General features: G+C 69.2%; 22 protein-coding genes and 1 tRNA gene. 13 read left to right on the top strand and 10 right to left on the bottom strand.

Going from position 1 to position 24,547, the window contains the following annotated elements; all coding sequences use genetic code 11:
- Positions 1 to 124: 124 nt before the first annotated feature.
- The 5 genes from AC1DTW_RS12655 to AC1DTW_RS12675 all read left to right on the top strand — a co-directional run bounded on the left by AC1DTW_RS12655 (position 125) and on the right by AC1DTW_RS12675 (position 4,126).
- Positions 125 to 1,834, top strand: coding sequence for a PQQ-dependent dehydrogenase, methanol/ethanol family (locus AC1DTW_RS12655; RefSeq protein WP_477981489.1), 1,710 nt, complete (start codon positions 125 to 127; stop codon positions 1,832 to 1,834).
- Positions 1,831 to 2,172 carry a c-type cytochrome gene (locus AC1DTW_RS12660; protein WP_477981490.1) on the top strand — a complete coding sequence of 114 codons (342 nt, stop codon included), beginning with the start codon at positions 1,831 to 1,833 and terminating at the stop codon, positions 2,170 to 2,172. The genes AC1DTW_RS12655 and AC1DTW_RS12660 overlap by 4 nt, the downstream gene beginning before the upstream one ends.
- Positions 2,173 to 2,233: 61 nt before the next feature.
- Positions 2,234 to 3,601, top strand: coding sequence for an MATE family efflux transporter (locus tag AC1DTW_RS12665; RefSeq protein ID WP_477981492.1), 1,368 nt, complete (start codon positions 2,234 to 2,236; stop codon positions 3,599 to 3,601).
- 83 nt (positions 3,602 to 3,684) lie between these two features.
- Positions 3,685 to 3,870 carry a hypothetical protein gene (locus AC1DTW_RS12670; protein WP_477981493.1) on the top strand — a complete coding sequence of 62 codons (186 nt, stop codon included), beginning with the start codon at positions 3,685 to 3,687 and terminating at the stop codon, positions 3,868 to 3,870.
- A 37-nt stretch (positions 3,871 to 3,907) separates the two neighbouring features.
- Positions 3,908 to 4,126 carry a hypothetical protein gene (locus tag AC1DTW_RS12675; protein WP_477981495.1) on the top strand — a complete coding sequence of 73 codons (219 nt, stop codon included), beginning with the start codon at positions 3,908 to 3,910 and terminating at the stop codon, positions 4,124 to 4,126.
- A gap of 15 nt (positions 4,127 to 4,141) precedes the next feature.
- Here the strand turns inward: AC1DTW_RS12675 and AC1DTW_RS12680 are convergent.
- The 4 genes from AC1DTW_RS12680 to AC1DTW_RS12695 all read right to left on the bottom strand — a co-directional run bounded on the left by AC1DTW_RS12680 (position 4,142) and on the right by AC1DTW_RS12695 (position 6,822).
- Positions 4,142 to 4,216: transfer RNA gene (locus AC1DTW_RS12680), tRNA-Val, on the bottom strand.
- A gap of 60 nt (positions 4,217 to 4,276) precedes the next feature.
- Positions 4,277 to 4,987, bottom strand: a complete 711-nt coding sequence (dnaQ, locus tag AC1DTW_RS12685) for a DNA polymerase III subunit epsilon (RefSeq protein WP_477981496.1) — start codon at positions 4,985 to 4,987, stop codon at positions 4,277 to 4,279.
- A gap of 10 nt (positions 4,988 to 4,997) precedes the next feature.
- On the bottom strand, positions 4,998 to 5,801 hold the full coding sequence (gene lgt / locus AC1DTW_RS12690; RefSeq protein ID WP_477981497.1) for a prolipoprotein diacylglyceryl transferase: 804 nt from the start codon (positions 5,799 to 5,801) through the stop codon (positions 4,998 to 5,000).
- Positions 5,802 to 5,820: 19 nt separating this feature from the next.
- Positions 5,821 to 6,822: a LysR family transcriptional regulator gene (locus AC1DTW_RS12695; protein WP_477981498.1), complete on the bottom strand. Its 1,002-nt coding sequence runs from the start codon at positions 6,820 to 6,822 to the stop codon at positions 5,821 to 5,823.
- An 88-nt stretch (positions 6,823 to 6,910) separates the two neighbouring features.
- Between AC1DTW_RS12695 and ilvD the strand changes: the two genes are divergently transcribed.
- Entirely contained in the window at positions 6,911 to 8,614 is a 1,704-nt protein-coding gene (ilvD, locus tag AC1DTW_RS12700) for a dihydroxy-acid dehydratase (RefSeq protein ID WP_477981499.1), read from the top strand.
- Between the two features lie 18 nt (positions 8,615 to 8,632).
- On the opposite strand, the gene AC1DTW_RS12705 is transcribed toward ilvD, so the two are convergent.
- Positions 8,633 to 9,037: a TIGR04438 family Trp-rich protein gene (locus AC1DTW_RS12705; protein WP_477981500.1), complete on the bottom strand. Its 405-nt coding sequence runs from the start codon at positions 9,035 to 9,037 to the stop codon at positions 8,633 to 8,635.
- Between the two features lie 116 nt (positions 9,038 to 9,153).
- Here AC1DTW_RS12705 and AC1DTW_RS12710 point away from each other — a divergent pair, with 116 nt between their 5' ends.
- The gene (locus AC1DTW_RS12710; protein WP_477981501.1) at positions 9,154 to 9,453 is read left to right on the top strand and encodes a c-type cytochrome; all 300 of its coding nucleotides are present in this window, start codon (positions 9,154 to 9,156) and stop codon (positions 9,451 to 9,453) included.
- Between the two features lie 57 nt (positions 9,454 to 9,510).
- Here AC1DTW_RS12710 and AC1DTW_RS12715 read toward each other — a convergent pair whose 3' ends face one another.
- The gene (locus AC1DTW_RS12715) at positions 9,511 to 11,655 is read right to left on the bottom strand and encodes a 3-hydroxyacyl-CoA dehydrogenase NAD-binding domain-containing protein (RefSeq protein WP_477981502.1); all 2,145 of its coding nucleotides are present in this window, start codon (positions 11,653 to 11,655) and stop codon (positions 9,511 to 9,513) included.
- A 2-nt stretch (positions 11,656 to 11,657) separates the two neighbouring features.
- Positions 11,658 to 12,863 carry an acetyl-CoA C-acetyltransferase gene (locus AC1DTW_RS12720; protein ID WP_477981503.1) on the bottom strand — a complete coding sequence of 402 codons (1,206 nt, stop codon included), beginning with the start codon at positions 12,861 to 12,863 and terminating at the stop codon, positions 11,658 to 11,660.
- 129 nt (positions 12,864 to 12,992) lie between these two features.
- Between AC1DTW_RS12720 and AC1DTW_RS12725 the strand changes: the two genes are divergently transcribed.
- The 6 genes from AC1DTW_RS12725 to AC1DTW_RS12750 are packed head-to-tail and all read left to right on the top strand — an operon-like array spanning position 12,993 to position 20,597.
- Positions 12,993 to 13,856, top strand: coding sequence for an SDR family oxidoreductase (locus AC1DTW_RS12725; RefSeq protein ID WP_477981504.1), 864 nt, complete (start codon positions 12,993 to 12,995; stop codon positions 13,854 to 13,856).
- A 2-nt stretch (positions 13,857 to 13,858) separates the two neighbouring features.
- Positions 13,859 to 15,472 carry an acyl-CoA carboxylase subunit beta gene (locus AC1DTW_RS12730; RefSeq protein ID WP_477981505.1) on the top strand — a complete coding sequence of 538 codons (1,614 nt, stop codon included), beginning with the start codon at positions 13,859 to 13,861 and terminating at the stop codon, positions 15,470 to 15,472.
- A 20-nt stretch (positions 15,473 to 15,492) separates the two neighbouring features.
- Positions 15,493 to 16,647, top strand: a complete 1,155-nt coding sequence (locus AC1DTW_RS12735) for an acyl-CoA dehydrogenase family protein (RefSeq protein WP_477981506.1) — start codon at positions 15,493 to 15,495, stop codon at positions 16,645 to 16,647.
- 10 nt (positions 16,648 to 16,657) lie between these two features.
- Positions 16,658 to 17,464 carry an enoyl-CoA hydratase/isomerase family protein gene (locus tag AC1DTW_RS12740; protein ID WP_477981507.1) on the top strand — a complete coding sequence of 269 codons (807 nt, stop codon included), beginning with the start codon at positions 16,658 to 16,660 and terminating at the stop codon, positions 17,462 to 17,464.
- Positions 17,461 to 19,464, top strand: a complete 2,004-nt coding sequence (locus tag AC1DTW_RS12745; RefSeq protein ID WP_477981508.1) for an acetyl/propionyl/methylcrotonyl-CoA carboxylase subunit alpha — start codon at positions 17,461 to 17,463, stop codon at positions 19,462 to 19,464. Before AC1DTW_RS12740 ends, AC1DTW_RS12745 begins: the two co-directional genes overlap by 4 nt.
- Positions 19,461 to 20,597, top strand: coding sequence for an acyl-CoA dehydrogenase family protein (locus AC1DTW_RS12750; RefSeq protein ID WP_477981509.1), 1,137 nt, complete (start codon positions 19,461 to 19,463; stop codon positions 20,595 to 20,597). Before AC1DTW_RS12745 ends, AC1DTW_RS12750 begins: the two co-directional genes overlap by 4 nt.
- Before the next feature lie 102 nt (positions 20,598 to 20,699).
- Here the strand turns inward: AC1DTW_RS12750 and AC1DTW_RS12755 are convergent, their stop codons facing one another.
- Genes AC1DTW_RS12755 through AC1DTW_RS12765 form a run of 3 tightly spaced genes read right to left on the bottom strand, consistent with a single transcriptional unit; the run spans position 20,700 to position 24,535 of the window.
- Positions 20,700 to 21,872: an ABC transporter substrate-binding protein gene (locus AC1DTW_RS12755; protein WP_477981510.1), complete on the bottom strand. Its 1,173-nt coding sequence runs from the start codon at positions 21,870 to 21,872 to the stop codon at positions 20,700 to 20,702.
- 30 nt (positions 21,873 to 21,902) lie between these two features.
- Positions 21,903 to 23,759 carry an AMP-dependent synthetase/ligase gene (locus tag AC1DTW_RS12760; protein WP_477981511.1) on the bottom strand — a complete coding sequence of 619 codons (1,857 nt, stop codon included), beginning with the start codon at positions 23,757 to 23,759 and terminating at the stop codon, positions 21,903 to 21,905.
- Positions 23,756 to 24,535: an ABC transporter ATP-binding protein gene (locus tag AC1DTW_RS12765; protein ID WP_477981512.1), complete on the bottom strand. Its 780-nt coding sequence runs from the start codon at positions 24,533 to 24,535 to the stop codon at positions 23,756 to 23,758. Before AC1DTW_RS12765 ends, AC1DTW_RS12760 begins: the two co-directional genes overlap by 4 nt.
- Positions 24,536 to 24,547 lie beyond the last annotated feature (12 nt).

Here is a 24,547-nt window from a genome sequence, read left to right on the forward strand (position 1 = left end):
CCGCCGCGCAAGCTGTCTCGCAACGGAACAGCGCAGGGCTAGGGTTACTCCCGGAGTGGCCGGCTGCCCGTCATCGTTCTATCGTTCAAGCCGTCCGAAAACACAAGACCCTCGAGGAGACACGATGGACAAGACGATCATGCGCGGCCTGGCCGCGATGCTGCTGTCGTCGGCCGCGGCGATCGCGGCGGCGCAGAACCTGGCCGATCTGCGCAACGACGCCACGACGCCGGGCGACGTCACCACCTACGGCATGGGCTGGTCGCAGCAACGGCACTCGCCGCTCAAGCAGATCAATGCCGGCAACGCCGGCAAGCTGCAGGCGGTGTGGAATCTCAGCCTCGACAACTCGAGCAACGCATCGAGCCAGCCGCTGGTGATCGGCGGCACGATGTACGTCGCCTCGCACACGCACACGATCGCCATCGATGCGCTGACCGGCCGCCAGACATGGAAGAGCGCGATCGAGCTGCCCGCCGACATCGCCGGCTACCTGTGCTGCGGCATCCATTCGCGCGGCATGGCGGCCCTGGACGGCGTGCTCTATCGCACGACGATCGACGCGCACGTGCTGGCGATCTCGATGGCCGACGGCAAGACCCTGTGGAAGCAGAAGGCCGCCGAGTACAAGGACGGCTACACGATGACGCATGCGCCGCTGATCGCCGGCGGCGTGCTGATCACCGGCATCTCGGGCGGCGAGTACGGCACGCGCGGTTTCCTCGACGCGTGGGACCTGAAGACCGGCGCGAAGAAGTGGCACCGCTGGACCACCGCCGCTCCCGGCGAACCCGGCGGCGACACCTGGAAAGGCGACGCCTACAAGACCGGCGGCGCGCCGACCTGGCTCACCGGCACCTACGACCCCGAGCTCGACCTGGTCTACTGGGGCGTCGGCAACGGCGGCCCATGGAACCCGGCGACCCGCGGCGGCGATTCGCTCTACATCGGCTCGGTGCTCGCGCTCAAGCCGTCGACCGGCGAGGTCGTCTGGCACTACCAGTTCTCGCCCGGCGACCCGTACGACTACGACGGCACCAACGAACTGGTGCTCGCCGAGCTGCCCAACCTGCCCGGCGCGGCCGGCAAGACGACCAAGGTGCTGATGCAGGCCAACCGCAACGGCTTCTTCTACGTGCTCGACCGCACCAGCGGCAAGCTCGTCTCGGCCACCCAGTTCGCACGCAAGCTCAACTGGGCCACCGGCATCGACAAGACCACCGGCCGGCCGATCGACACGCCGATGACCGCGATGGTTCGCAAGACCGAGGAGATGAAGGACTTCATCGAGGTCTGGCCGAGCGCCTTCGGCGGCAAGAACTGGATGCCGATGAGCTACGACCCGAGCAGCCACCTCGTGTACCTGAACTCGATCGATCTCGGCATGAAGGTCAAGTACGTCAAGCAGGAGCGTCCCGGCGGCCCGAACTGGTATCTCGGGCTGGAGCTCGGCGGTTTCGTCGCGCCGGAAGACGGCAACCGCGGCGCCCTGGTCGCCTGGGACCCGGCGGCCGGCAAGGCGGTGTGGCGGGTGCTGAACAAGTCGCCGTTCTGGTCGGGCGTGCTGTCGACCGCCGGTGGCGTTGTCTTCACCGGTTCGCAGAGTGGCCAGTTCATGGCCTTCGACTCGAAGACCGGCGCAAAGCTCTGGAGCTTCCAGACCGGGTCGGGCATCAGCGGCCTGCCGATCAGCTGGGAGCGCGACGGCCGCCAGTACGTGACCGTGCTCAGCGGCTCGGCGACCGTCTACGCGGCGCTCGCCGGCGACCCCGACGTGGCCAACGTTCCGGCCGGCGGTTCGGTGTGGACCTTCGCATTGCCCGCGGCCCGATGACCGGACGGCGACGGATCGCATTCGCTTTCGCTGCGGCGCTCGCCGCCGCAGCGCCGGTGGCCAGCGCGCAGCAGCCGGGATCGGACCCGGTCGCGATGGGCCGGTCGATCTACGTCAGCTCCTGCCAGCGTTGCCACGGCATCGAGCTCGCGACCAACGGCATCGGCTTCGACCTGCGCAGCTTCCCGCAGCAGGACAAGGAGCGCTTCGTGCGCTCGGTGACGAACGGGCTGCGAGCGATGCCGGCCTGGGGCGCGACGCTGAAGCCTGGGCAGATCGACCTGATCTGGGCCTACATCGGCTCGGTCAACGGCTGGAAGCCGACTTCGACGCCCTGAGCCAAGGCTTTCGCTGCGCGGCAGCGGCCCGAGCGGCGCGGTGGTACATTGCCGCCCCCGCATGTTCACGTTCCCGTCCACGCAGTCCACGACCGAGAGCCGCGCGCTGCTGCGCCTCGCGAGCCCGATCATCCTGTCGCAGATCGCCCAGGTGCTGCTCGGATTCCTCGACACGGTCATGTCGGGTCACGCCGGCGCGATGGAGCAGGCCGTGGTGGGCATCGGCGTCGCGCTGTGGATCCCGGTGTTCGTGAGCCTGATGAGCGTCGCCCAGGCGGTCTCGCCGATGATCGCCCACCACTTCGGCGCGGGCGACGCCGAAGCAGTGGCGCGCGACGCACGCGACGGCATTTGGCTGGCGGGCTTCGCCGGGCTGGTCCCGCTGAGCCTCGTGCCGTTTGCGCCCGACCTGCTCGCATTCGCCGGCATCGCAGCGCCGCTCGCACAGCGGGCCGGGGTCTTTCTGTGGGGCATCGGCCTGGGCATGCCGGCGGCGCTGGTCTACCGTTCGCTCGCGTTCTACTCGGCGAGCATCAACCAGACCGCGCCGATCATGGTGCTTTCGTTCGTCACGCTCGGGGTCAACGCGCTGCTGAACTGGGTGTTGATCTACGGGCACTTCGGCTTGCCGGCGATGGGCGGGGCCGGCTGCGGCTGGGCGACCGGCATCGGCATGTGGGTCGGCCTGATCCTGCTGGCCCTGTGGACGCGATACGCGCGCGTCTACAAGCCCTACTTCCTGTGGCGCGCGTGGACGCTGCCGACCTGGGCGGCCCAGAAGCGCCTGCTGCGGCTCGGGCTGCCGATGGGCGGCGCCGGGTTCGCCGAGGTCGCCGCGTTCTCGAGCATCGCGGTGCTGGTCGGGCGTTTCGGCGAAGTGCAGATCGCGGCGCACCAGATCGCGCTGAACTTCTCGGCGCTGATCTTCATGCTGCCGATGGGGCTGTCGTCGGCGCTGACGATCCGCGTCGGGCACGCGCTCGGCGCGCGAGACGCGGTCGGTGCGCGATTCATCGCGTGGAACGGGATCGCCGTCGGGCTCCTGATTGCGGCTTTCGCGATCGGGCCGATCATCCTGTTCCGGCATCAGGTTGCCGCGGTCTACAGCACCGACGCGGCGGTGCGGATGCTCGCCGCCAACCTGCTGCTCTTCGCCGCCTTCTGGCAGTTGTTCGACGCGGCGCAGGTCTGCGCGATCGGCGCGCTGCGCGGTTACAAGATCACGTTGATGCCGATGGTGTTCATGCTGGTCGCGTTCTGGGCCATCGGGGTTCCGGTCGGAACCTGGCTCGGATACCACGGCGTCGCGGGCGAGCCGATGCAGGTCTACGGCTTCTGGATCGGCCTTGTCATCGGCCTGGTGCTGGTCTCGTCGGCGCTCGTGCTGGGGCTGCGGCGGGTCGCCAGCGACGCGGTCGGCGGCCAGTGAAACCGGGGCTTGCTTTTGGTCAAGCAATAGGCGCGCGCAGCGCCTAAAGTCAACGGATTCGCCCGCACGCCAGGAGTAAAGCGATGACTTCTCATTCCGGCACCGTGATCGACTCGACGCTGCCCATTCCCGAACAGTGGTGGGCGTGGCCCGCCGCCTGGTATTCGTACTGGTTGACGCTTCAACTCGAATATCTGAACGAGCTGGCGAAACCACTCGCTCTCCCCCCGTGGATGGCTTGGTACAACGGCGCCGAGCAGCTCGCCTGAACCGAGCAACGCTGACAGGCCTGCGGGAGACCAAGACATGGCCATCGCCTTGATGACGCAAAGCCTCCAGCAGCTGGAGGAGCTCCTGAGCCGTTCGAACGCCGATCCGGAAACGCTCAGCCTGCTGGCGGACGAGCTTCGATACCGAAGCGTTCCACGTGCCCTGGCACTGCTGATTCGAGTCCAAGGTGTCCGCCACCGACTCGGCCCCTGCGCCGATGGCCGGGCGATCGACCCGCCGCCCGCCGGTCGCTGACACGTGGTGTCTTGATGGTGGGCGGTGAGGGTTTCGAACCCCCGACCCCAACAGTGTGAATGTTGTGCTCTACCCCTGAGCTAACCGCCCGATATCTGCAAACTTGGCTGCATGTTCAGCGGGCGTGGGTGCGCCGCGAACAGCCAAAGATTATGCCACAGGCTCGAGTTGCCGCCAGACCGTCTTGCCACCGCTGGCCTTGTCGAGTTCGGCCAGCACCGCGCCGTGCGCGGCGCATTCGGCCTCGCTCGCGAACACGATCTGCAGTTCGAGCCGGCCGAAATCGACCGCCTCGAGCGCAGCCTGCGCGGCGCTCGTCTCGCCGGCGTCGATCACCAGGGAGTTCTGGCCGCGCGTCATCCGGATGTAGACCTCGGCGAGCAGCCCGGCATCGAGCAGCGCACCGTGCACTGCGCGGTTCGAATTGTCGACCTCGAGGCGTCGGCACAGCGCGTCGAGCGAGTTCGCCTTGCCGGGGAACATCTCGCGCGCCATCGACAAGCTGTCGGTGACCTGGAAGACGTGTTCCGGAAACTTCGGTCGGCCCAGCCGGCGCAGTTCCTCGTTCAGGAAGCCGATGTCGAACGCGGCGTTGTGCGCAATGATCTCGGCGCCGTCGACGAATTCGAGCAGTTCGTCGGCGACGGTCGCGAACAGCGGCTTGTCGGCCAGGAACTCGTCGGTCAGCCCGTGAACCTTGATCGCATCTTCGTGGCTGCGCCGCTCGGGGTTCAGGTAGAAGTGCAGGTTCCGGCCCGACAGGCGCCGGTTCAGCATCTCGACGCAGCCGATCTCGATGATGCGGTCGCCCGAGTCGGGGCTCAGGCCGGTGGTTTCGGTGTCGAGGAAGATCTGGCGCATCGGCGAGATTTTAGGCGGTGGGATGGAGCCTGCCGCGACCCCAGAGCCAGATCGCGATGCCGGTCACGATCATCGGCACGCACAGCCACTGGCCCATGCTCATGTTCAGCGCGAGCAGGCCGAGGAAGTCGTCCGGCTCGCGGAAGAATTCGGCGATGAAGCGCAACACACCATAGCCGACCAGGAACGCGCCCGAGACCTGGCCGAGCCCGCGCGGCCGCTTCGCGTAGAGCCACAGCAGCACGAAGAGCAGCAAGCCCTCGAGCAGGAACTGGTACAGCGACGACGGATGGCGCGGCAGCGGCCCGGCGTTCGGGTAGACCATCGCCCACGGCAGGCCGGGGTCGGCAAGCCGGCCCGGCAGCTCGCCGTTGATGAAGTTGCCGATGCGCCCCGAGGCCAGGCCCAGCGGCACGCAGGGTGCGATCAGGTCGGTCACGTCGAAGAACTGCCGGCCGCGGGCGCGCGCGAACAGCGCGACCGCGCCGATCACGCCGAGCATGCCGCCGTGGAACGACATGCCGCCCTTCCAGACCGCGAAGATCTCGAGCGGGTGCGCGGCGTAGTAGCCGGGCTTGTAGAACAGCACGTAGCCGATGCGACCGCCGAGCACGACGCCGAGCACGCCGTAGAACAGCAGGTCTTCGATGTCGCGGCGCGTCCAGTGGCGCGATGCGAACTGGGCGAGCTGCGCGCGCCGCGCGCCGAGCCAGACGAACAGCACGAACGCCACCAGGTAGGTGATGCCGTACCAGTGGATCGCGACCGGGCCGATCTGCAGCGCGACCGGATTGAACTCAGGGTAGTGAAGCATGGGCGAGATGGGGATCGGATCAGCGCGAACGATAACGCAGCGCCCCGTCGCTCGATGGCTGCGCCGCCAGCGCGCGCACGAACTCGACGAACCGGGTCACCGCCGGCGCCGCGTCGGTCGACCACAGCAGGCTCGTCTCGCCCTGCGGTGCGCCTGCCGCGAGCGCGGCCGGCAACGGCCGGTAGACGACCCCGGGGCGCTGCAGCTGCGTCACGGCCTGCGGCACGAGCGCGATGCCCAGGCCGGCCGAGACGAGGTTGACGATGGTCTGCATCTGCGTCGCCTGCTGCGCGATCACCGGCGTCGCGCCGTGGCGGTGATAGAACGCGAGCACCGCGTCGTACAACGAAGGCGTCGCGCCGCGCGGGAAGATCACCAACGGCTGCGCCAGCACATCGGCCGGGCGCAGGCGGCGCGCCCTCGCCCACGGTGCTTCATCAGGCAGCGCCAGCACCAGCGGCTCGATGCCGACCGACAGCCGCTGCAGGCGCAGCGGCGCGCCCCCCGCCGGATGCGGCGCGACCGGCGCCAGCCCCGGCGCGTGCAGCATGAAGCCGACATCGATCTCGCCGCGTTCGAAAGCCTTCAGCTGCACATCGCTGGTCGCCTCGATCAGCTCGATCGCGATGCCGGGCTGTCGCTCGCGAAACGCGCGCAGCCAGAGCGGCAGCGGGCCGAAGCCGACCGTCGAGATGAACCCCAGGCGCACGCGGCCGAACCCGCCCGCGGCCGCGTCGCGCGCGCGCGCCTGCAGCGTGGCAGCCTGCAGCAGCAGCTGCCGCACCGGCTCGACCAGCGCGGCGCCGGCCGGCGTCAGCGCGACACTGCGCCGCGTACGCTCGAACAGCGGCGTGCCGAGCTGCCGCTCGAGCTGCTGGATCGCCTGCGTCAGCGGCGGTTGCGTGATGTGCAGCTGCTCGGCCGCGCGGCCGAAGTGCAGCGTCCGCGCGAGCGCGAGGAACTGGCGCCAGCGGCGCAGCTCGATGCCCGGATCGGGCAGCGGAAAGGTCGTCTCGTTCATTCATGCAGCATATCAATCCCGCCTTTCATATCTATTGGACGCCGATTCGCGCAGCCCGGATACTGTGCATTCCCGAAGGAGACCCACGATGACCGACGCCGCTGACGCCAGCAAGATCAACCGCCGTTCCGCGAACATCACCGAGGGCGTCGCGCGCGCGCCGAACCGCTCGATGTACTACGCGATGGGCTACGAGGAAGGCGACTTCAAGAAGCCGATGATCGGCGTCGCGAACGGCCACTCGACGATCACGCCCTGCAACTCCGGCCTGCAGAAGCTCGCCGACGCGGCGGTCGCGGGCATCGAGGCCGCCGGCGGCAACGCGCAGATCTTCGGCACGCCGACGATCAGCGACGGCATGGCAATGGGCACCGAGGGCATGAAGTACAGCCTGGTCTCGCGCGAGGTCATCGCCGACTGCATCGAGACGTGTGTCGGTGGCCAGTGGATGGACGGCGTGCTCGTCGTCGGCGGCTGCGACAAGAACATGCCGGGCGGCATGATGGGCATGCTGCGCGCCAACGTGCCGGCGATCTACGTCTACGGCGGCACGATCCTGCCGGGGCGCTACAAGGGCCAGGACCTGAACATCGTCAGCGTCTTCGAGGCCGTCGGCCAGTTCAGCGCCGGCAACATGAGCGAGGAAGACTTCTGCCAGATCGAGCGCCGCGCGATCCCCGGCACCGGCTCGTGCGGCGGCATGTACACCGCGAACACGATGAGCTCGGCCTTCGAGGCGCTCGGCATGAGCCTGCCGTTCGCCAGCACGATGGCGAACCCGCACGACGAGATCGTCGCGCACACGACCGAGGCGGCGCGGGTGCTGGTCGAGGCCGTCAAGAAGAACCTGAAGCCGCGCGACATCGTCACACGCAAGAGCATCGAGAACGCGGTGGCGGTGATCATGGCCACCGGCGGCTCGACCAACGCGGTGCTGCACTTCCTCGCGATCGCGCACGCGGCCGAAGTCGAGTGGACGATCGACGACTTCGAGCGCGTGCGCCAGAAGGTGCCGGTGTTGTGCGACCTGAAGCCGTCGGGACGCTACCTCGCGGTCGACCTGCACCGGGCCGGCGGCATCCCGCAGGTGATGAAGACCTTGCTCGCCGCCGGCCTGCTGCACGGCGATTGCATCACGATCACCGGCAAGACGGTCGCCGAGAACCTCGCGGCGATTCCCGATGCGCCGCGCGCCGACCAGGACGTGATCAGAGCGATCACGAACCCGATGTACGAGCAGGGTCACCTCGCGATCCTGAAGGGCAACCTGTCGCCCGAGGGCTGCGTCGCGAAGATCACCGGGCTGAAGAACCCGGTCATCACCGGCCCGGCGCGCGTGTTCGACGACGAGCAGTCGGCGCTGGCCGCGATCATGGCGAAGAAGATCGTGCCGGGCGACGTGATGGTGTTGCGCTACCTCGGCCCGAAGGGCGCTCCGGGGATGCCCGAGATGCTCGCGCCGACCGGCGCGCTGATCGGTCAGGGTCTGGGCGAGTCGGTCGGCCTGATCACCGATGGCCGCTTCTCCGGCGGCACCTGGGGCATGGTCGTCGGCCATGTCGCACCGGAGGCCTACGCCGGTGGCAACATCGCGCTGGTGCAGGAGGGCGACTCGATCACGATCGACGCGCACACGCTGACGCTGCAGGTCAATGTCAGCGACGAGGTGCTGAGGCAGCGCCGCGCCGCGTGGACCGCGCCGAAGCCGCGCTACACGCGCGGCGTGCTCGCGAAGTTCGCGAAGAACGCGTCGAGCGCCAGCAGCGGCGCCGTGCTCGACGGCAACGGCTGAGGCCGGCGCTCCTGCGGTTCAGGGCTTCGGATCGCCCGGCCGGGTCACGTGCTGCTCGCTGTCGAAGCGGCTGCCCAGGATCGACTCTCGATCCCTCGCGCGCTTGTCGGCGCGCTTGCCTTCGATCTTGTCGATCTCGCGCTGCCGCGCTGCGAGGAACTTCTGGGCGCGGCGATCGGCCTTGTCGGCCGAGTTGTAGCGCAGGCCCAGACGCTCCATCGCGGTGCGGCGGCGTTGCTTCTTGCGCTCTTCCATGCGGTCCATCTCGCGCCGCTTGGTCCAGCCCGACACATCCGCGTACCACCACCACACGACGGCGAGGCCGAACGGCGCCAGCACGAGCAACCATGACCACGTTGCCACCGGCCCGAACTCGAAGTACTTCATCGCCAGCAGCAGACAGCCCAGCACCACGAATACCATCTCGACACTCCCTGCGTTCGCGCAGCCCGACCGGCGCGCGCGTCAACCTTGCAACACTACAATGCGTTGAGGCCAATGTAGTCCATCAGAGGCACCCCCGCGGGGTGAAGTAAGACATGAAAACAGTGCTAGTTCTGCTGGTTGCCGCGTTCTCGGCCCCGGCGTTCGCCCAGGCCGACTTCGCCCAGAAGAAGAACTGCATGGCCTGCCACTCCGTCGACAAGAAGGTGCTCGGCCCGTCGTTCAAGGATGTGGCGGCCAAGTACGCCGGCCAGGCCGGTGCGGCCGACAAGCTCGCCGCCAAGGTCGTCAAGGGCGGCACCGGCGCCTGGGGCAACATCCCGATGCCGGCGAATCCGCAGGTCACCGAGGCCGAGGCGAAGCAGCTGGTCGGGTGGGTCCTGTCGCTGAAGTGATGGTCGCCCCGTGCGACGCAAAAGGCCCCGCATGCGGGGCCTTTTTCTTGATCGGCTTCAGCCCTGCGGCAATCGGCGAATGCGCTCGAGCACCTCGGGCGCGAGCGCGAAGCGTGCGCCATGCTGCGCCGCCAGAGCAGCGGCGTTTTCGATGAAGCGCTCGCGCCCTTCGGATTCGATGAACTGCATCGCCCCGCCGGTCCAGGCCGGGAAGCCGATGCCGAAGATCGAGCCGATGTTCGCCTCATAGCTGCTCGCCAGCACGCCTTCTGCGAGGCAGCGCGCGGTCTCGATCGCCTGGCGGTAGAGCAGACGCTGCTTGATGGCGTCGATCGACGGCGGCACCACGACGCTCTGCTCGAACAGCTCGCGCAGCTCCGGCCACAACTGCTTCGGCGCGCCGGCCGGGTAGTCGTAGAAACCGCCACCGGCGGCGCGGCCGGGGCGCTTGAACTCCTTCACCATCCGTTCGACCAGCCGTTCGCCGGGGCCCGGCTCGTAGGTCCTGCCCTCGGTCGCGAGATCGGCGCGGGTCTGCTCGAGCACGTGCACCGACAGCGCCAGCGAGGTCTCGTCGAGCACCGCGAGCGGACCGACCGGCATGCCGGCCGCCAGCGCGGCGTGCTCGATCAGCGGCGCCGGCACGCCCTCGGCGAGCAGCGTCGCGCCCTCCATCACGAAGGTGCCGAACACGCGGCTCGTGAAGAAGCCGCGCGAGTCGTTGACGACGATCGGCAGCTTGCCGAGCGCGGTGACGACGTCGAACGCGCGCGCGATGGTCTCGTCATCGGTCCGCGCGCCGCGGATGATCTCGACCAGCTTCATCTTGTGCACCGGCGAGAAGAAGTGCAGGCCGACGAACTTCTCGGGCCGGGCGCTGGCCGCGGCGAGGCCGGTGATCGGCAAGGTCGAGGTGTTCGATGCGAACACGCCACCCGGCGCCAGCATCGGCTCGGCCTCGCGCGTGACGGCGGCCTTCAGCTCGCGCTGCTCGAACACCGCCTCGATGATCAGGTCGCAGCCTTGCAGATCGGCGGCCGCCGCGGTCGGCACGATCCGGTTCAGCACATCGGCCTGCTGCGACTCGGTCATGCGGCCCTTCGCGACCGCCGGCGCGGTGATCACCCGCACCGCCTCGAAGCCGGCGCGTGCCTTCTCGACGCTGACGTCCTTCAGCACGCAGGCGATGCCGCGCGACGCGACCGCGTGCGCGATGCCGGCGCCCATCATGCCGGCGCCGAGCACGCCGACCTTCGACGGCCGCCACCTCGGTACGTCGCGAGGCCTGGGCTTGCCGGCGCGGATCGCGTTCATGTCGAAGAAGAACGCGCTGACCATGTTCTTCGTCGTCTGGCCGACCATCGTCTTCGCGAGCTTGCGGCTCTCGATGCGGGTGGCGGTGTCGTAGTCGACCATTGCGCCCTCGACCATCGTCTCGAGGATGGCCTGCGCCGCCGGATACAGGCCGCGCGTCTTCTGCGCCAGCATCGCCGGTGCGACGACGAGGCCGGCGGCGATCTTCGGGTTCGACGGCGTACCGCCGGGCATCTTGTAATCCTTGCGGTCCCAGGGCTGCACGGCGTCCGGGTGCTCGGTGATCCACGCCAGCGCCTGCGCGCGCAGGCTCTCGAGACTGTCGCCGAGGCCCTCGACGAGGCCGAGCGCCAGCGCCTCGCGCGGGCCGAAGAGCTGGCCTTCGAGCAGGTAGGGCTGCGCCGCCATCAGGCCGAGCCGGCGCACGGTCTTCGTGATGCCGGTCGCGCCCGGGATCAACCCCAGCGTCACCTCCGGCGTGCCGAACTGGATCTTGCGATCGTCGAGTGCGAAGCGGGCATGCGCGACCAGCGCCACCTCCCAGCCGCCGCCGAGCGCCGCGCCGTTCAGCAACGCGACGACGGGCCGGCCCAGCGTCTCGATGCGGCGAAAGCTCCGCTTCAACGCTTCGATCCGCCTGAAGCCCTCGGCCGCATCCTCGGCTCTCAGCTTCAGCACACCTTTCAGTTCGGCGCCGGCGAAGAAAGTGCTCTTCGCCGACGACAGCAGCACGCCCTTGATGCGCTCGCGGTCGCGCACCAGGCAGTCGCTCACCGCGGCGAGATCGTGCTGCCATTGCAGCGTCATCGTGTTGACCGGCGAGCCGGGCTCGTCGAAGGTGATCGTCGCGATGCCGTCGTCGGTCAGTTCGTAGCGGAGCGTTTCCATCTTCACACTCTCTCGATGATCGTCGCGATGCCCATGCCGCCGCCGACGCACAAGGTAACGAGGCCGCGCTTCAGCTGGCGCCGCTCGAGTTCGTCGAGCAAGGTGCCGATCAGCATCGCGCCCGTCGCGCCCAGCGGGTGGCCAAGCGCGATCGCGCCGCCGTTGACGTTCACCTTCTCGTGCGGCACGCCCATCTCGTGCATGAAGCGCATCGGCACCGCAGCGAAGGCCTCGTTGACCTCGAACAGGTCGATGTCGGCTATCGTCAGCCCCGCCTTCGCGAGCGCCTTGCGCGTCGCCGGCATCGGGCCGGTCAGCATGATGGTCGGGTCGGCGCCCGAGAGTGCCGTCGCGACGATGCGGCCGCGCGGCGTCAACCCCATCTCGCGGCCCTTCGCCTCGCTGCCGATCAGCACGGCCGCGGCGCCATCGACGATCCCCGACGAGTTGCCGGCGGTGTGCACGTGGCGGATGCGCTCGACCTGCGGATAGCGCGCGAGCGCGACCGCGTCGAAGCCCATCGCGCCGAGCTCGCCGAACGCGAGCTTCAGCGCGCCCAAGCCCTCGAGCGTCGTGCGCGGCTTGATGAACTCGTCGCGCTCGAGCACCGGCAGGCCAACGCAATCGTCGACCGACAGCACCGAACGGTCGAAGCGGCCCTCGGCCTGCGCCGCGGCCGCGCGCTGTTGCGAAGTCAGTGCGAAGCGGTCGACGGCGTCGCGGTCCCAACCACCGAGCGTGGCGATCAGGTCGGCGCCGATGCCTTGCGGCACGAAGCCGGTCGCGAAGTTCGTCTCGGGGTCTTGCGCCCACGCGCCGCCGTCGGAGCCGATCGGCACCCGCGACATGCTCTCGACGCCGCCGGCGACGACCATGTCTTCCCAGCCGCTCGCGACCTTCTGCGCCGCCAGGTTCACGGCCTCCAGCCCCGATGCGCAGAAGCGATTGATCTGCATGCCGGCGACGCGGAAATCCCAGCCCGCCTTCAGCGCCGCGGTCTTCGCAATCACCGAGCCCTGCTCGCCGACCGGCGACACGACGCCCATCACGACATCGTCGAGCTGCGCCGGATCGAAGGCCAGGCGTTGCTGCAGCTTCGTCAGCAAGCCGGCGAGCAGGTCGACCGGCTTGACCTCGAACAGGCTGCCGTCTCTCTTGCCCTTGCCGCGCGGCGTGCGCACGGCATCGAAGATCATCGCATCTGGCATGGTGTGGGCTCCGGTGCTGGCTGCCCGGCGGCGGCCATTGACAACGCATTATGGCGACGGGCACACTCGCCGGCAACTCACCAAGCAAGTGCTTGGTTGAATCGAATTGCATCGAATCCGGGGCTCACGATGTCACGCTATCGATCGATATTCCAGCCCGGCCTGTTCGCCGATCAGGTCGTGGTCGTGACCGGCGGCGGCTCGGGCATCGGCCGCTGCACGGCGCACGAGCTGGCCGCGCTCGGCGCGGCGGTCGCGATCGTCGGGCGCAGGTGCGAGAAGCTCGACGCGGTGCGCGCCGAGATCGAGGCCGCGGGCGGCCGCTGCTCGACCCACGTCTGCGACATCCGCGACGAAGACACGGTGCGGGCGACGATCGCGCAGGTGCTCGCGCACCACGGCCGCATCGACGGCCTCGTGAACAACGCCGGCGGCCAGTACCCCGCGCCGCTCGCGACGATCAGCGCCAAGGGTTGGGACGCGGTCGTGCGCAACAACCTGACCGGCGGCTTCCTGATGGCGCGCGAGTGCGTGACGCAGTGGATGAACGCGCACGGCGGCGCGATCGTCAACATCATTGCCGACATCTGGGGCGGCATGCCGGGCATGGGCCACTCGGGCGCGGCGCGCGCCGGCATGCTGAACCTGACCGAAACGGCGGCGCTCGAATGGGCGCCGATCCGCGTCAACGCGGTCGCGCCGGGCTGGATCGCGTCGAGCGGCATGGACCAGTACCCGCCGACGATGCGCGAGACGATCCGCGGCATGAAGCAACTCGTGCCGCTGCAGCGCCTGGGCACCGAGAGCGAGGTCTCCGCGGCGATCGTGTTCCTGCTGTCGCCGGCCGCGGCGTTCGTCTCTGGCGCCTGCCTGCGCATCGACGGCGCCGCGCCGAACGCGAAGCGCATCTGGCCCGAGGTCGGCACCGGCGGCAGCACCACGCCGTTCGACGGCTTCCACCTCGCGACGACACCCCAGGTTCTGCGCGGCTGAACATGCCAACCCTCGACCTGCGTCTCGACACGGCCACCGAGGCTTTCGCCGCGAACCGCGCGCACGCGCTCGGCCTGATCGAGCAGTGGCGCGCGATCGAGGCGCGCACGCGCGCGGCCAGCGCACGCGCGCAGCCGCTGTTCGACAGGCGCGGCCAGCTGCTGCCACGCGAGCGTGTCGCGCGCCTGCTCGACCCCGGCCTGCCCTTTCTCGAACTCTCGACGCTCGCCGGCTGGCTGCAGGACACGCCCGATGCCGAGCAGTCGATCCCCGGCGGCGGCACGATCTGCGGCATCGGGGTGGTGCGCGGCACGCGCGTGATGCTCGTCGCCGACGATGCCGGCATCGATGCCGGCGCACTGCAACCGAAAGGCCTCGAGAAGCTGCAGCGCGCGCAGGCGATCGCGCTCGAGAACCGCCTGCCCTTCGTGCACCTGGTCGAATCGGCCGGCGCGAACCTGCTGAACTACAAGGTCGAGCAGTTCATCCATGGTGGCAGCGCGTTCTACATGCTCGCGCGGCTGTCGGCCGCGGGACTCCCGGTGATCGCGGTCGTGCATGGCTCGTCGACCGCCGGCGGCGCCTACATGACCGGCCTGTCCGACCACGTGATCATGGTGCGCGGCCGCGCGCGCGCGTTCCTCGCCGGCCCGCCCTTGCTGAAGGCCGCGACCGGCGAGATCGCGACCGACGAGGCGCTCGGCGGCGCCGACATGCATTCGACCGTCTCGGGCCTGGCGGAATACGTCGCCGACGACGACGCGCACGCGCTCGGCCTCGCGCGCGAGCTGGTCGCCGCGCTCGGCTGGCAGCCCCAGGCGGGCTGGCCCGACGGCCCGCCGCCGGAGCACGACGCCGACGCGCTGCTCGGCCTGTTCGCCGCCGACATGAAGAAGCCGGTCGAGATGCGCCACGTGATCGCGCGCATCGTCGACGCCTCGGAGTTCCTCGAGTTCAAGCCCGACCACGGCCCGGCGACCGTCTGCGGCTTTGCTGCGATCGCCGGCTTCCGCGTCGGCATCGTCACGAACAACGGCCCGCTCGACCCGGCCGGCAGCACCAAGGTCACGCACTTCATCCAGAGCTGCTGCCAGACCGGCACGGCCATCGTCTACCTGCAGAACACGACCGGCTTCATCGTCGGAACGGATGCCGAGCGCGCCGGCATGATCAAGCACGGCGCGAAGCAGATCCAGGCGCTGTCGAACGCGACGGTGCCGCAGATCACGATCCAGTGCGGCGCCTCGTTCGGTGCCGGCAACTACGGCATGTGCGGGCGCGGCTTCCATCCGCGCTTCGCGTTCAGCTGGCCGAACGCACGCACCGCCGTGATGGGCCCGCAGCAGGCCGCCGGCACGATGGAGATCGTGATGCGCGATGGCGCGGCGCGCAAGGGCGTGCCGGTCGACGAAGACCGGCTCGCGGCGCTGAAGGTGCAGATCGTCGACACCTTCGAGCGCCAGATGCATGCGTTCTACACATCCGGGCTGTTGCTCGACGACGGCCTGATCGACCCGCGCGACACGCGCCGCGTGCTCGCGCTGTGCCTGGCGCTGTGCGACGAGGCGCAGCGCCGCACGCTGCACCCGATGCAGTTCGGCGTGGCACGCCCCTGAATTCCCGAGGAGACATCGCGATGCAACTGACCCATGAACACGAAGAGATCCGGCGCACGCTGAAGCGCTTCATCGCCGAAGAGATCAATCCGCATGTCGACGCGTGGGAGGCGGCGGAAGAGTTCCCCGCGCACGAGGTCTTCAAGAAACTCGGTGACCTGGGCCTGCTCGGCCTGACCAAGCCGACCGACTACGGCGGCATGGCGCTCGACTACTCGTACTCGGTCGTGATGGCCGAGGCGCTCGGCGACTGCAACTGTGGCGCGATCCCGATGGCGATCGGCGTGCAGACCGACATGGCCACGCCGGCGCTCGCGCGCTTCGGCTCCGACGCGCTGAAGCGCGAGTTCCTCGCCCCGGCGATCAGCGGCGACGCGGTCGGCTGCATCGGCGTCTCCGAACCCGGCGCGGGCTCGGATGTCGCGAGCATCAAGACGACCGCGAAGAAGGATGGCGACGACTACGTCATCGACGGCGGCAAGATGTGGATCACCAACTCGCTGCAAGCCGACTGGATGTGCGTGCTGGCGAACACCTCGGAAGGCGCGGCGCACAAGAACAAGAGCCTGATCATGGTGCCGATGGGCACGCCCGGCGTCACGCGGGCGCAGAAGATCCGCAAGATCGGCATGATGGCCAGCGACACCGGGCTGATCCACTTCGACGCCGTGCGCGTGCCGCAGCGCAACCGCGTCGGCGAAGAAGGCATGGGCTTCACCTACCAGATGATGCAGTTCCAGGAAGAGCGGCTGTGGGCCGCGGCGAACGCGATCCAGGGCCTGACGAACTGCATCGAGGAGACGATTCGATACACCCGCGAGCGCCAGATCTTCGGCAAGAGCGTGCTCGACAACCAGGTCGTGCACTTCAAGCTCGCCGAGCTGAAGACCGAGGTCGAATCGCTGCGCGCCTTGGTCTACATGGCGACCGAGAAGTACATCGCCGGGCAGGACGTGACCGAGTGGGCCTCGATGGCCAAGCTCAAGTCCAGCCGGCTGCTGCGCACCGTGCCCGACGGCTGCATGCAGTACTGGGGCGGCATGGGCTACACCTGGGACAACCGCGTCGCGCGCCTGTACCGCGACGGCCGGCTCGCGTCGATCGCCGGCGGCGCCGACGAGGTGATGCTGGGGATCATCGCCAAATACATGCACACGCTCCCCGTCCGGCACTAGGGTTGCAGCCGTGATCCGCATCGAGACTCGCCGCGCGTTCGTGTTCGCGACGCTCGACGCGCCGGCGACGCGCAACGCGCTGAGCGAGGCGATGGTCGCCGGCCTGGCCGACGCACTCGCGCGCGCCGCCTCGCAGCCGGACGTGCGCGCGCTGGTGATGCGCGGCGCCGGCGGCCGCTTCTGCGCCGGCGGCGACTTCAGCCGCTTTCGCGAACTGATGGCCGGCGCGGCGCCCGCCGAAGGCACCGACCCGATCGCACGCTTCAACCGCGGCTTCGGCGCGCTGCTCGAGCAGCTGCAGGCCAGCCCGGTCGCGACGATCGCGGTCGTCGAAGGTGCAGCGATCGGCGGTGGCGCCGGCCTCGCGGCGGCCTGCGATTTCGTGCTCGCGGCGAGCGATGCGCAGTTCGCCATGCCCGAGGTCACGCTCGGGCTGCCGCCGGCGCAGATCGCGCCCTTCGTCGCCGCGCGCCTGGGCCATGGCGCAGCGCTGCGGCTGATGCTGACGGGCCGGCGCATCGGCGCTGCCGAGGCGCTCGCCTGCGGCCTGGTCGACGAGCTGTTCGAGCCTGCCGCGCTGGACGAACGTCTGAACGCACTGCTGACCGAACTCGACCGCGCCGAGCCCGCCGCGTTGCGCGCGACCAAGGCCATCCTGCAGCGCCGCGCGCGCGAGCCGCTTGCCGCGACGCTCGATTTCGCAGCGCTCGCGTTCGCCGCGGCGCTGCGCGGCGGCAGCGCGGCCGAGGGTCTGGCTGCGCTGGCGTCGAAGCGGCCGGCGGCGTGGGTCGCGCGTCCCGATGGAGCCGGCGCATGACGACGCGCTTCGACACGCTGCTGATTGCGAACCGTGGCGAGATCGTCCCGCGCATCGCGCGCAGCGCACGTGCGCTCGGCCTGAAGACGATCGCCGTCGCGCCCGATGCCGACCGCGGCGCGCCTCACGCGCAGGCCTGCGACAGCGTGTTCGCGATCGGCGGCGAGCACCCGGCCGACTCGTACCTGCGCATCGACAAGCTCATCAACGCCGCGCTGGCCTCGGGCGCGCAGGCAGTGCATCCGGGCTACGGTTTCCTGTCCGAGAACGCCGCATTCGCGCAGGCAGTGATCGACGCCGGCCTGGTCTGGATCGGCCCGCCGCCGGCGGCGATGCACGCGATGGCCGACAAGGCGCGCGCGCGCCAACGCCTGGCGGCCGCGGGCGTGCCGGTGCTGCCCGGCTACGACGGCGCCGACCAGCGGCCGGGCGCGCTGCACGACGCGGCGCTTCGGCTCGGCTTCCCGCTGATGGTCAAGGCCAGCGCCGGCGGCGGCGGGCGCGGGATGCGGCTCGTGTCGGACCCGGGCGCGCTGGCCGGCGCGCTCGCTTCGGCCGCGGCGGAAGCTCAGGCCGCGTTCGGCGATGCGCGGCTGCTGATCGAGCGCGCGCTGCTCGCGCCGCGGCATGTCGAGGTCCAGGTGTTCGCGGATGCGCACGGCCACGTGATCCACCTCGGCGAGCGCGATTGCTCGGTGCAGCGCCGTCACCAGAAGATCATCGAGGAAGCGCCCTCGCCCGCGGTCACGCCGGCGCTGCGCCGGCGCATCGGCGAGGTCGCGGTCGCGGTCGCGCGCGAGGTCGGCTATGTCGGAGCCGGCACCGTCGAGTTCCTGCTCGACACCGATGGAGAACCCCCCGGCGCGTTCTGGTTCATGGAGATGAACACGCGGCTGCAGGTCGAGCACCCGGTGACCGAGGCGCTGGTCGGCGTCGACCTGGTCGAGTGGCAGCTGCGCATCGCCGCCGGCGAAGCGCTGCCCATGTGTCAGGACGAGGCGCTCGCCCGCTTCGAGGCCGGCGGCCATGCCATCGAGGCGCGGCTGTGTGCCGAGGATCCCGCCCACGGCTACCTGCCGCAATCGGGCCACGTGCGGCACTGGCAGCCGCCGCGCGGCGTGCGCTGCGAGCACGCGCTGGCGAGCGGCTGCGAGGTCAGCCCGTTCTACGACTCGATGCTCGCGAAGCTGATCGTGCATGCGCCGCAGGGAGGCGCCGGGTCATCGCGCGACGCGGCGATCCACCGCCTGGCCGATGCGCTCGACCGCACGGCCTGCCTGGGCATCAAGACGAACCGCGCGTTCCTCGCCCGCGTGCTGCGGCATCCGGCATTCGCCGCCGACGACGTGAGCACGGCGTTTCTCGGCCAGCACTTCGCCGACGATGCGGCCCGCACGACCGACGCGCCGTCGTGGCTGCGCGCGCTCGCGGCCGCGAGTCACGCGCTGCTCGCGCCGGCCGCGTTGCCGCCGCTGTGGGCGGGGTGGCAGGCATCGGGCCGCGTCGACACGGCGGCACCGATCGAGCTCGACGACGGCCGCATCGAGACCTGGCAGTTCAGCGGCACGCCGCAGCGCTTCGCCGCCCGCTGCGCCGCGCTGACGCACAGTGTCGAAGGGCTCGAACGCGAGAGTCGGTCTGTCGTGCGCGCCAGCGTCGACGGCCGGCCGGTCAGCGCGCGCTGTGTCCAGCAGGCCGATGCATCGTGGTGGTTGTGCGAAGGTGCCGAGCTCGCGTCGCGCGACCTCCGGTTGATCGGCGTCCAGGCCGCGCAGGCCAGCGCCGCCGGCGCGCTGCGTGCGCCGATGCACGGCCGGGTCACGCAGGTGCACGCGCAGCCCGGCGCGAGCGTGCCGGCCGGCGCGCTGCTGCTGGTGATGGAGGCGATGAAGATGGAGCACCAGATCCACGCGCCCTTCGCCGGCATCGTGCACGCGCTGCACACGCGCGTCGACGATCAGGTCGCGGCGCGCCAGGTGCTGATCGAGATCGCCGGATGAAGCCCTCGCCCGAGCACGAGTTGTTCCGCGACAGCGTGCGCAGCTTCGTCGCTGCCGAGATCGCGCCGCACATCAACGCATGGGACGAGGCGCAGGGCTTCCCGCGCGAGCTCTACCGGCGCGCCGCGCACATCGGGCTGCTCGGCCTGGGCTACCCCGAGGCCTACGGCGGCACGCCGGCCGACACGTGGTTCCGCCTGATCGCGACCGAGGAGATCGCACGCGCCGGCAGCGGCGGGCTGATGGCGAGCCTGTTCTCGCACAACATCGGGCTGCCGCCGCTCGTCGCGCACGGCAGCGAAGCGCTGAAGCGCCGCGTGATCCCCGAGGTGCTCGCCGGCGCGAAGATCGCCGCGCTCGCGATCACGGAACCCTCTGGCGGCTCCGATGTCGCGCGCTTGCGCTGCAGCGCGCGGCGCGACGGCACGCACTGGGTCATCGATGGCGACAAGACCTTCATCACCTCCGGAATGCGCGCCGACTGGATCACGCTCGCGGTGCGCACCGGCGGCAAGGGTGCAAGCGGCATCTCGCTGCTCGCGGTGCCCGGCGACGCCGCCGGACTGACGCGCACACCGCTCGCGAAGATGGGCTGGTGGTGCAGCGACACCGCGCAACTGCATTTCGAGAATTGCCGCGTGCCGGCCGATCACCTGATCGGCGACGAGAACGCGGGCTTCCGCATGATCATGGAGAACTTCAACGGCGAGCGGCTGCTGATGGCGGCCGGCGCCGCGGCGTTCGCGCAGGTCTGCTTCGACGAGGCGCTGGATTGGGCGCGCCAGCGCCAGACCTTCGGCGCCGCGCTGGTCGAGCACCAGGTGACGCGCCACAAGCTGATGGACATGCGCATGCGCCTGGACAGCACGCGGGCCTGGCTGCACGCGACGGTCGCGCGTCTCGAAGCCGGCGACACCGGTGCCGAGTGGGTCGCCGAGCTGTGCCTGCTGAAGAACCACGCGACGCAGACGATGCAATGGTGCGCCGACGCCGCCGTGCAGATCCTCGGCGGCATGGGCTACATGCGCGGCACGAAGAGCGAACGCATCTACCGCGAGGTCAAGGTGATGATGATCGGCGGCGGCGCCGAAGAGATCATGAAGGAGCTGGCTGCGCGGCAGCTCGGCGTATGACGCGCTCGACCGCTTTCGAGCCGGAATTCGTCGACGAGACCAGGTTCTCCTCTCGCAGCTGTTCGCCGCGCTTGCGGCTCGGCGTCGAGGCGCCGCTGCCGCTCACTGCGGGTTGAAGTATTCCGACATCACCTTCCAGCGCGCGTCCTGCAGCTGCGACAGGCGCGAGACGTTGCTGCCCAGCCGCTTCGTCGACGTGAACGTGACCTGCGCGCCGCCGAACATGTCGGGCGCGAAGCTCATCGTGTCCATCGCTTTGATGAAGCTGTCGGTATTCAGGTTCGGCCCGGCCTTCGTGGCGCCGGCCGCGAACGCGTCGATCGCCATGTAGCCGTAGACCGAGAACACCGTCGGGTCCTCGCTGAACTTGGTCTTGTATTTCGCGGCCCAGAAGCTGATCCCCTTCGAGGCATCGTCGAGGTACGGGTTCTGCACCGTCATCGTCGCGTACAGGCCGTCCATCGCCTTGCCGCCGAGCTTGTGGATCAGGTCGGTGTAGCTCGCGCTCGAGCCGAGGAAGGTCGGGTTGAAGCCGGTCTTGCGGCTCTCGGCGATCGCGCCGATCGTCTCGCGGATGATCGTGCCGAGCACGACGAAGTCGCAGCCCGCGGCCTTCATGCGCGCGACCTGCGACGAGAAATCGGTCGCGCCGCGCTTGTAGCTCGTCTTCTCGGCGAACTCCATGCCGATCGTCTTCAGGCCGGCCTCGCCGCCGCGCACGACCTCGAGGCCGAACTCGTCGTCCTGGTACATCGTGCAGACCTTTTTCGCGCCCTTCTCCTTCACGAGCTTGGGCACGGCGCCGCGCATCTGGTCGTAGTAGGTCGCGGCGAACGCATACTTCAGCCGGTTGTACGGCTCGTACATCTCGCGCGCTGCGGTAATCGGATAGAAGTTGATCACGTTCTTCTCGAACTGTACCGGCATCGCCGCGTTGTTCTGCGCGGTGCCGATGTGGCCGACCATGATGAAGATCTTGTCCTGGTTGACGAGCTTCTGCGCCGCCAGCACCGCCTTCTTCGGGTCGTAGGCCGAGTCTTCGACGATCAGCTTCACCTTGCGGCCGTTGATGCCGCCCTGCTCGTTGATCTCGTCCACGCGCAGCAGCATGCCGGCGCGCACCTGCTTGCCGAAGCCGGCGATCGGCCCCGACAGGTCCTGGATCGAGCCGACGACGATCTCGTCCTTTGAGACGCCCTGCGGCGGCGCCTTCGACTGGGCGTACAGCGAACCGCTGGCCAGAGCGGCCGCGGCGAGAACGAATGCGGTCTTCATGTCGTGGTCTCCTTCGGTGATGAACCCTCGTCAGCCGTACATCGCCTCGATGCGCGCGGCGTATTTCTTCTCGACGAGCTTGCGCTTGAGCTTCATCGTCGGCGTCAGTTCGTCGTCCTCGGCGCTGAGCTGCGTGTCGAGCAGCCAGAACTTCTTGATCTGCTCGACGCGTGCGAACTTCCTGTTCACGCGCTCGATCTCGGCCTGGATCAATTGTTGGACTTCGGCGCTCAGCGTCAAGCTGGCGTAATTGCTGAATGGGATGTCGCGATCCTGCGCGTACTTCTCGACGTTCTCCTGGTCGATCATCACGATCACCGTCAGGTAGGGCCGCTTGTCGCCGACCACCACCGCGTCGGTGATGTAGGGCGAGAACTTCAGGTCGTTCTCGAGCTCGCTCGGCGTGATGTTCTTGCCGCCGGCCGTGATGATGATGTCCTTCATCCGGTCGGTGATGCGGAAGCACCCGTCGGCGTCGACGAGGCCGACATCGCCGGTGTGCAGCCAGCCGTCGGGCGTGAGCGTCTCGGCGGTCTTCTCGGGCAGGTTCAGATAGCCCATGAAGACGTTCGTGCCGCGCACCATCAGCTCGCCGGTCGCCGGATCGCACCTGACCTCGTTGAACGGGCAGGCCGGGCCGATCGTGCCGGGCTTGATGCGAGCGGCCGGCGTGTAGGTCGAGGCGCCGCAGGTCTCGGTCATGCCCCAGACCTCGAGCATCGGCACGCCGAGCGCGAGGTACCACCTGACCAGCTCGGGCGAGATCGGCGCTGCGCCGGTGACGCAGAAGCGCGCACGGTGGATGCCGATCAGCTTGCGCACGTTGTTCAGCGCGAGCACGCGCGCCAGCCCGAACTGCAGCTTCAGCAGCGCGCCGACCGCCTCCCCGGCGAGCACGCGATCGGCGATGCGCGTGCCGACGCCGATGCTCCATGCGTACGCGAGCTGCTGCAGCCGGCCGGACTCGCGCAGCGCGATCGTCACGCCCGAGTAGAACTTCTCCCAGATGCGCGGCACCGCGGTGAAAACGGTCGGCGCGATCTCGCGCACGTTCTCGGGCACCGTCTCGGGGTTCTCGACGAAGTTCAGCTTCGAGCCGGTGTAGACGGCGAAGTACTCGCCGCCCATGCGCTCGGCGATGTGGCACAGCGGCAGGAAGCACATGCGCTCGTCGGATTCGTCCTGCGCGACGATGCGGTTGTAGCCGCGCGCGGTGTAGACCAGGCCGCGGTGCGAATGCATCGCGCCCTTGGGCTTGCCGGTCGTGCCGGAGGTGTAGACCAGGATCGCGAGGTCTTCGGGCCGGCATGCCCGGCTGCGCGCGACGAGCGCCTCCGGGTGCGCCTGCGCGTGGCGGCGGCCGAGCTCGCGCAGCGCGGCCAGGTCGATCACGTCGGGGTCGACGAAGTCGCGCAGGCCCTTCGGGTCGAACACGACGATCTTGCGCAGCCGCGGCAGGCGCTCGCGCACCTCGAGCGCCTTGTCGAGCTGCTCTTCGTCCTCGACGAACAGCACGCGGGTGCGCGAGTCTTCGCACAGGTACTGCACCTGCGGCGCGGCATCGGTCGGGTAGATGCCGTTCGAGACGCCGCCGCAGCTGAGCACGGCCAGGTCCGCGAGCACCCATTCGACGACCGTGTTCGACGCGATCGACGCGCAGTCGCCGGCCTCGAAGCCGAGCGCGAGCAGGCCGTTGCCGATCTCGCGCACGGCCTGCGCGGTCTCGTCCCAGGTCCATTCGCGCCACAGGCCGAGCTTCTTCTGGCGCATGAAGACCTTGCCGCCGCGCAGCGCCGCGGCGTTCCAGAACATCGCCGGCAGCGTCTCGCCTTCGACGACGATCGCCTCGCGCGGCTGAAGATGACCGAGGTCCCAGAGCTTGCTCATCGCCAGGTCTTCTTCTTCTTCCAGCGCCGCTCGCCACGCACGCCGGTTTCCTTCATGCCGAGGTAGAACTCCTTGATGTCGTCCTTCTCGCGCAGCTTGTCGCAGCGGTCTTCCATCACGATGCGGCCGTTCTCGAGCACGTAGCCGAAGTCGGCGACGTTCAGCGCCATGTTGGCGTTCTGCTCGACCAGCAGGATCGTCGTGCCGCGCTCGCGATTGATGCGGATCACGATCTCGAAGATCTCGCGCGTGAGGCGCGGCGAGAGGCCCAGGCTCGGCTCGTCGAGCAGGATCAGCTCGGGCGCGGCCATCAGCGCGCGCGAGATCGCGAGCATCTGCTGCTGGCCGCCGGAGAGCAGCCCGGCGTGCTGGTCGAAACGCTCGCGCAGGATCGGGAAGTAGCCGCAGACCGCTTCCAGGTCGCGTGCCACACCGTCGCGGTCGTGCCGCGTGTAGGCGCCCATCATCAGGTTGTCGCGGATCGACAGCAGCGGGAACACCTCGCGCCCCTCCGGCACGTGCGAGAGCCCGCGCTGCACGATCAGCGCCGGGTCGCGCGCAGTGATGTCTTCGCCCTTGAACGCGATGCTGCCCTTGCGCGGATCGATGATCCCGGAGATGGTCTTCAGGATCGTGCTCTTGCCGGCGCCGTTCGAGCCGAGCACGGTCGCGATCTGGCCGCGCCGCACCTGCAGGCTGACACCGCGGATCGCGCGGATCGGGCCGTATGCGCTCTCGACGTTGAGCAGCCTGAGGATCGCGTCGTCCGCATTCATTGGGTAACCTCC

It is taken from the genome of Rhizobacter sp. P5_A1 (assembly GCF_056400745.1).

Coding starts and splice junctions, on each gene's coding strand:
- AC1DTW_RS12655 (WP_477981489.1), top strand. CDS start 125: ATGGACAAGACGATCATGCGCGGCCTGGCCGCGATGCTGCTGTCGTCG.
- AC1DTW_RS12660 (WP_477981490.1), top strand. CDS start 1,831: ATGACCGGACGGCGACGGATCGCATTCGCTTTCGCTGCGGCGCTCGCC.
- AC1DTW_RS12665 (WP_477981492.1), top strand. CDS start 2,234: ATGTTCACGTTCCCGTCCACGCAGTCCACGACCGAGAGCCGCGCGCTG.
- AC1DTW_RS12670 (WP_477981493.1), top strand. CDS start 3,685: ATGACTTCTCATTCCGGCACCGTGATCGACTCGACGCTGCCCATTCCC.
- AC1DTW_RS12675 (WP_477981495.1), top strand. CDS start 3,908: ATGGCCATCGCCTTGATGACGCAAAGCCTCCAGCAGCTGGAGGAGCTC.
- dnaQ (WP_477981496.1), bottom strand. CDS start 4,987: ATGCGCCAGATCTTCCTCGACACCGAAACCACCGGCCTGAGCCCCGAC.
- lgt (WP_477981497.1), bottom strand. CDS start 5,801: ATGCTTCACTACCCTGAGTTCAATCCGGTCGCGCTGCAGATCGGCCCG.
- AC1DTW_RS12695 (WP_477981498.1), bottom strand. CDS start 6,822: ATGAACGAGACGACCTTTCCGCTGCCCGATCCGGGCATCGAGCTGCGC.
- ilvD (WP_477981499.1), top strand. CDS start 6,911: ATGACCGACGCCGCTGACGCCAGCAAGATCAACCGCCGTTCCGCGAAC.
- AC1DTW_RS12705 (WP_477981500.1), bottom strand. CDS start 9,037: ATGGTATTCGTGGTGCTGGGCTGTCTGCTGCTGGCGATGAAGTACTTC.
- AC1DTW_RS12710 (WP_477981501.1), top strand. CDS start 9,154: ATGAAAACAGTGCTAGTTCTGCTGGTTGCCGCGTTCTCGGCCCCGGCG.
- AC1DTW_RS12715 (WP_477981502.1), bottom strand. CDS start 11,655: ATGGAAACGCTCCGCTACGAACTGACCGACGACGGCATCGCGACGATC.
- AC1DTW_RS12720 (WP_477981503.1), bottom strand. CDS start 12,863: ATGCCAGATGCGATGATCTTCGATGCCGTGCGCACGCCGCGCGGCAAG.
- AC1DTW_RS12725 (WP_477981504.1), top strand. CDS start 12,993: ATGTCACGCTATCGATCGATATTCCAGCCCGGCCTGTTCGCCGATCAG.
- AC1DTW_RS12730 (WP_477981505.1), top strand. CDS start 13,859: ATGCCAACCCTCGACCTGCGTCTCGACACGGCCACCGAGGCTTTCGCC.
- AC1DTW_RS12735 (WP_477981506.1), top strand. CDS start 15,493: ATGCAACTGACCCATGAACACGAAGAGATCCGGCGCACGCTGAAGCGC.
- AC1DTW_RS12745 (WP_477981508.1), top strand. CDS start 17,461: ATGACGACGCGCTTCGACACGCTGCTGATTGCGAACCGTGGCGAGATC.
- AC1DTW_RS12750 (WP_477981509.1), top strand. CDS start 19,461: ATGAAGCCCTCGCCCGAGCACGAGTTGTTCCGCGACAGCGTGCGCAGC.
- AC1DTW_RS12755 (WP_477981510.1), bottom strand. CDS start 21,872: ATGAAGACCGCATTCGTTCTCGCCGCGGCCGCTCTGGCCAGCGGTTCG.
- AC1DTW_RS12760 (WP_477981511.1), bottom strand. CDS start 23,759: ATGAGCAAGCTCTGGGACCTCGGTCATCTTCAGCCGCGCGAGGCGATC.
- AC1DTW_RS12765 (WP_477981512.1), bottom strand. CDS start 24,535: ATGAATGCGGACGACGCGATCCTCAGGCTGCTCAACGTCGAGAGCGCA.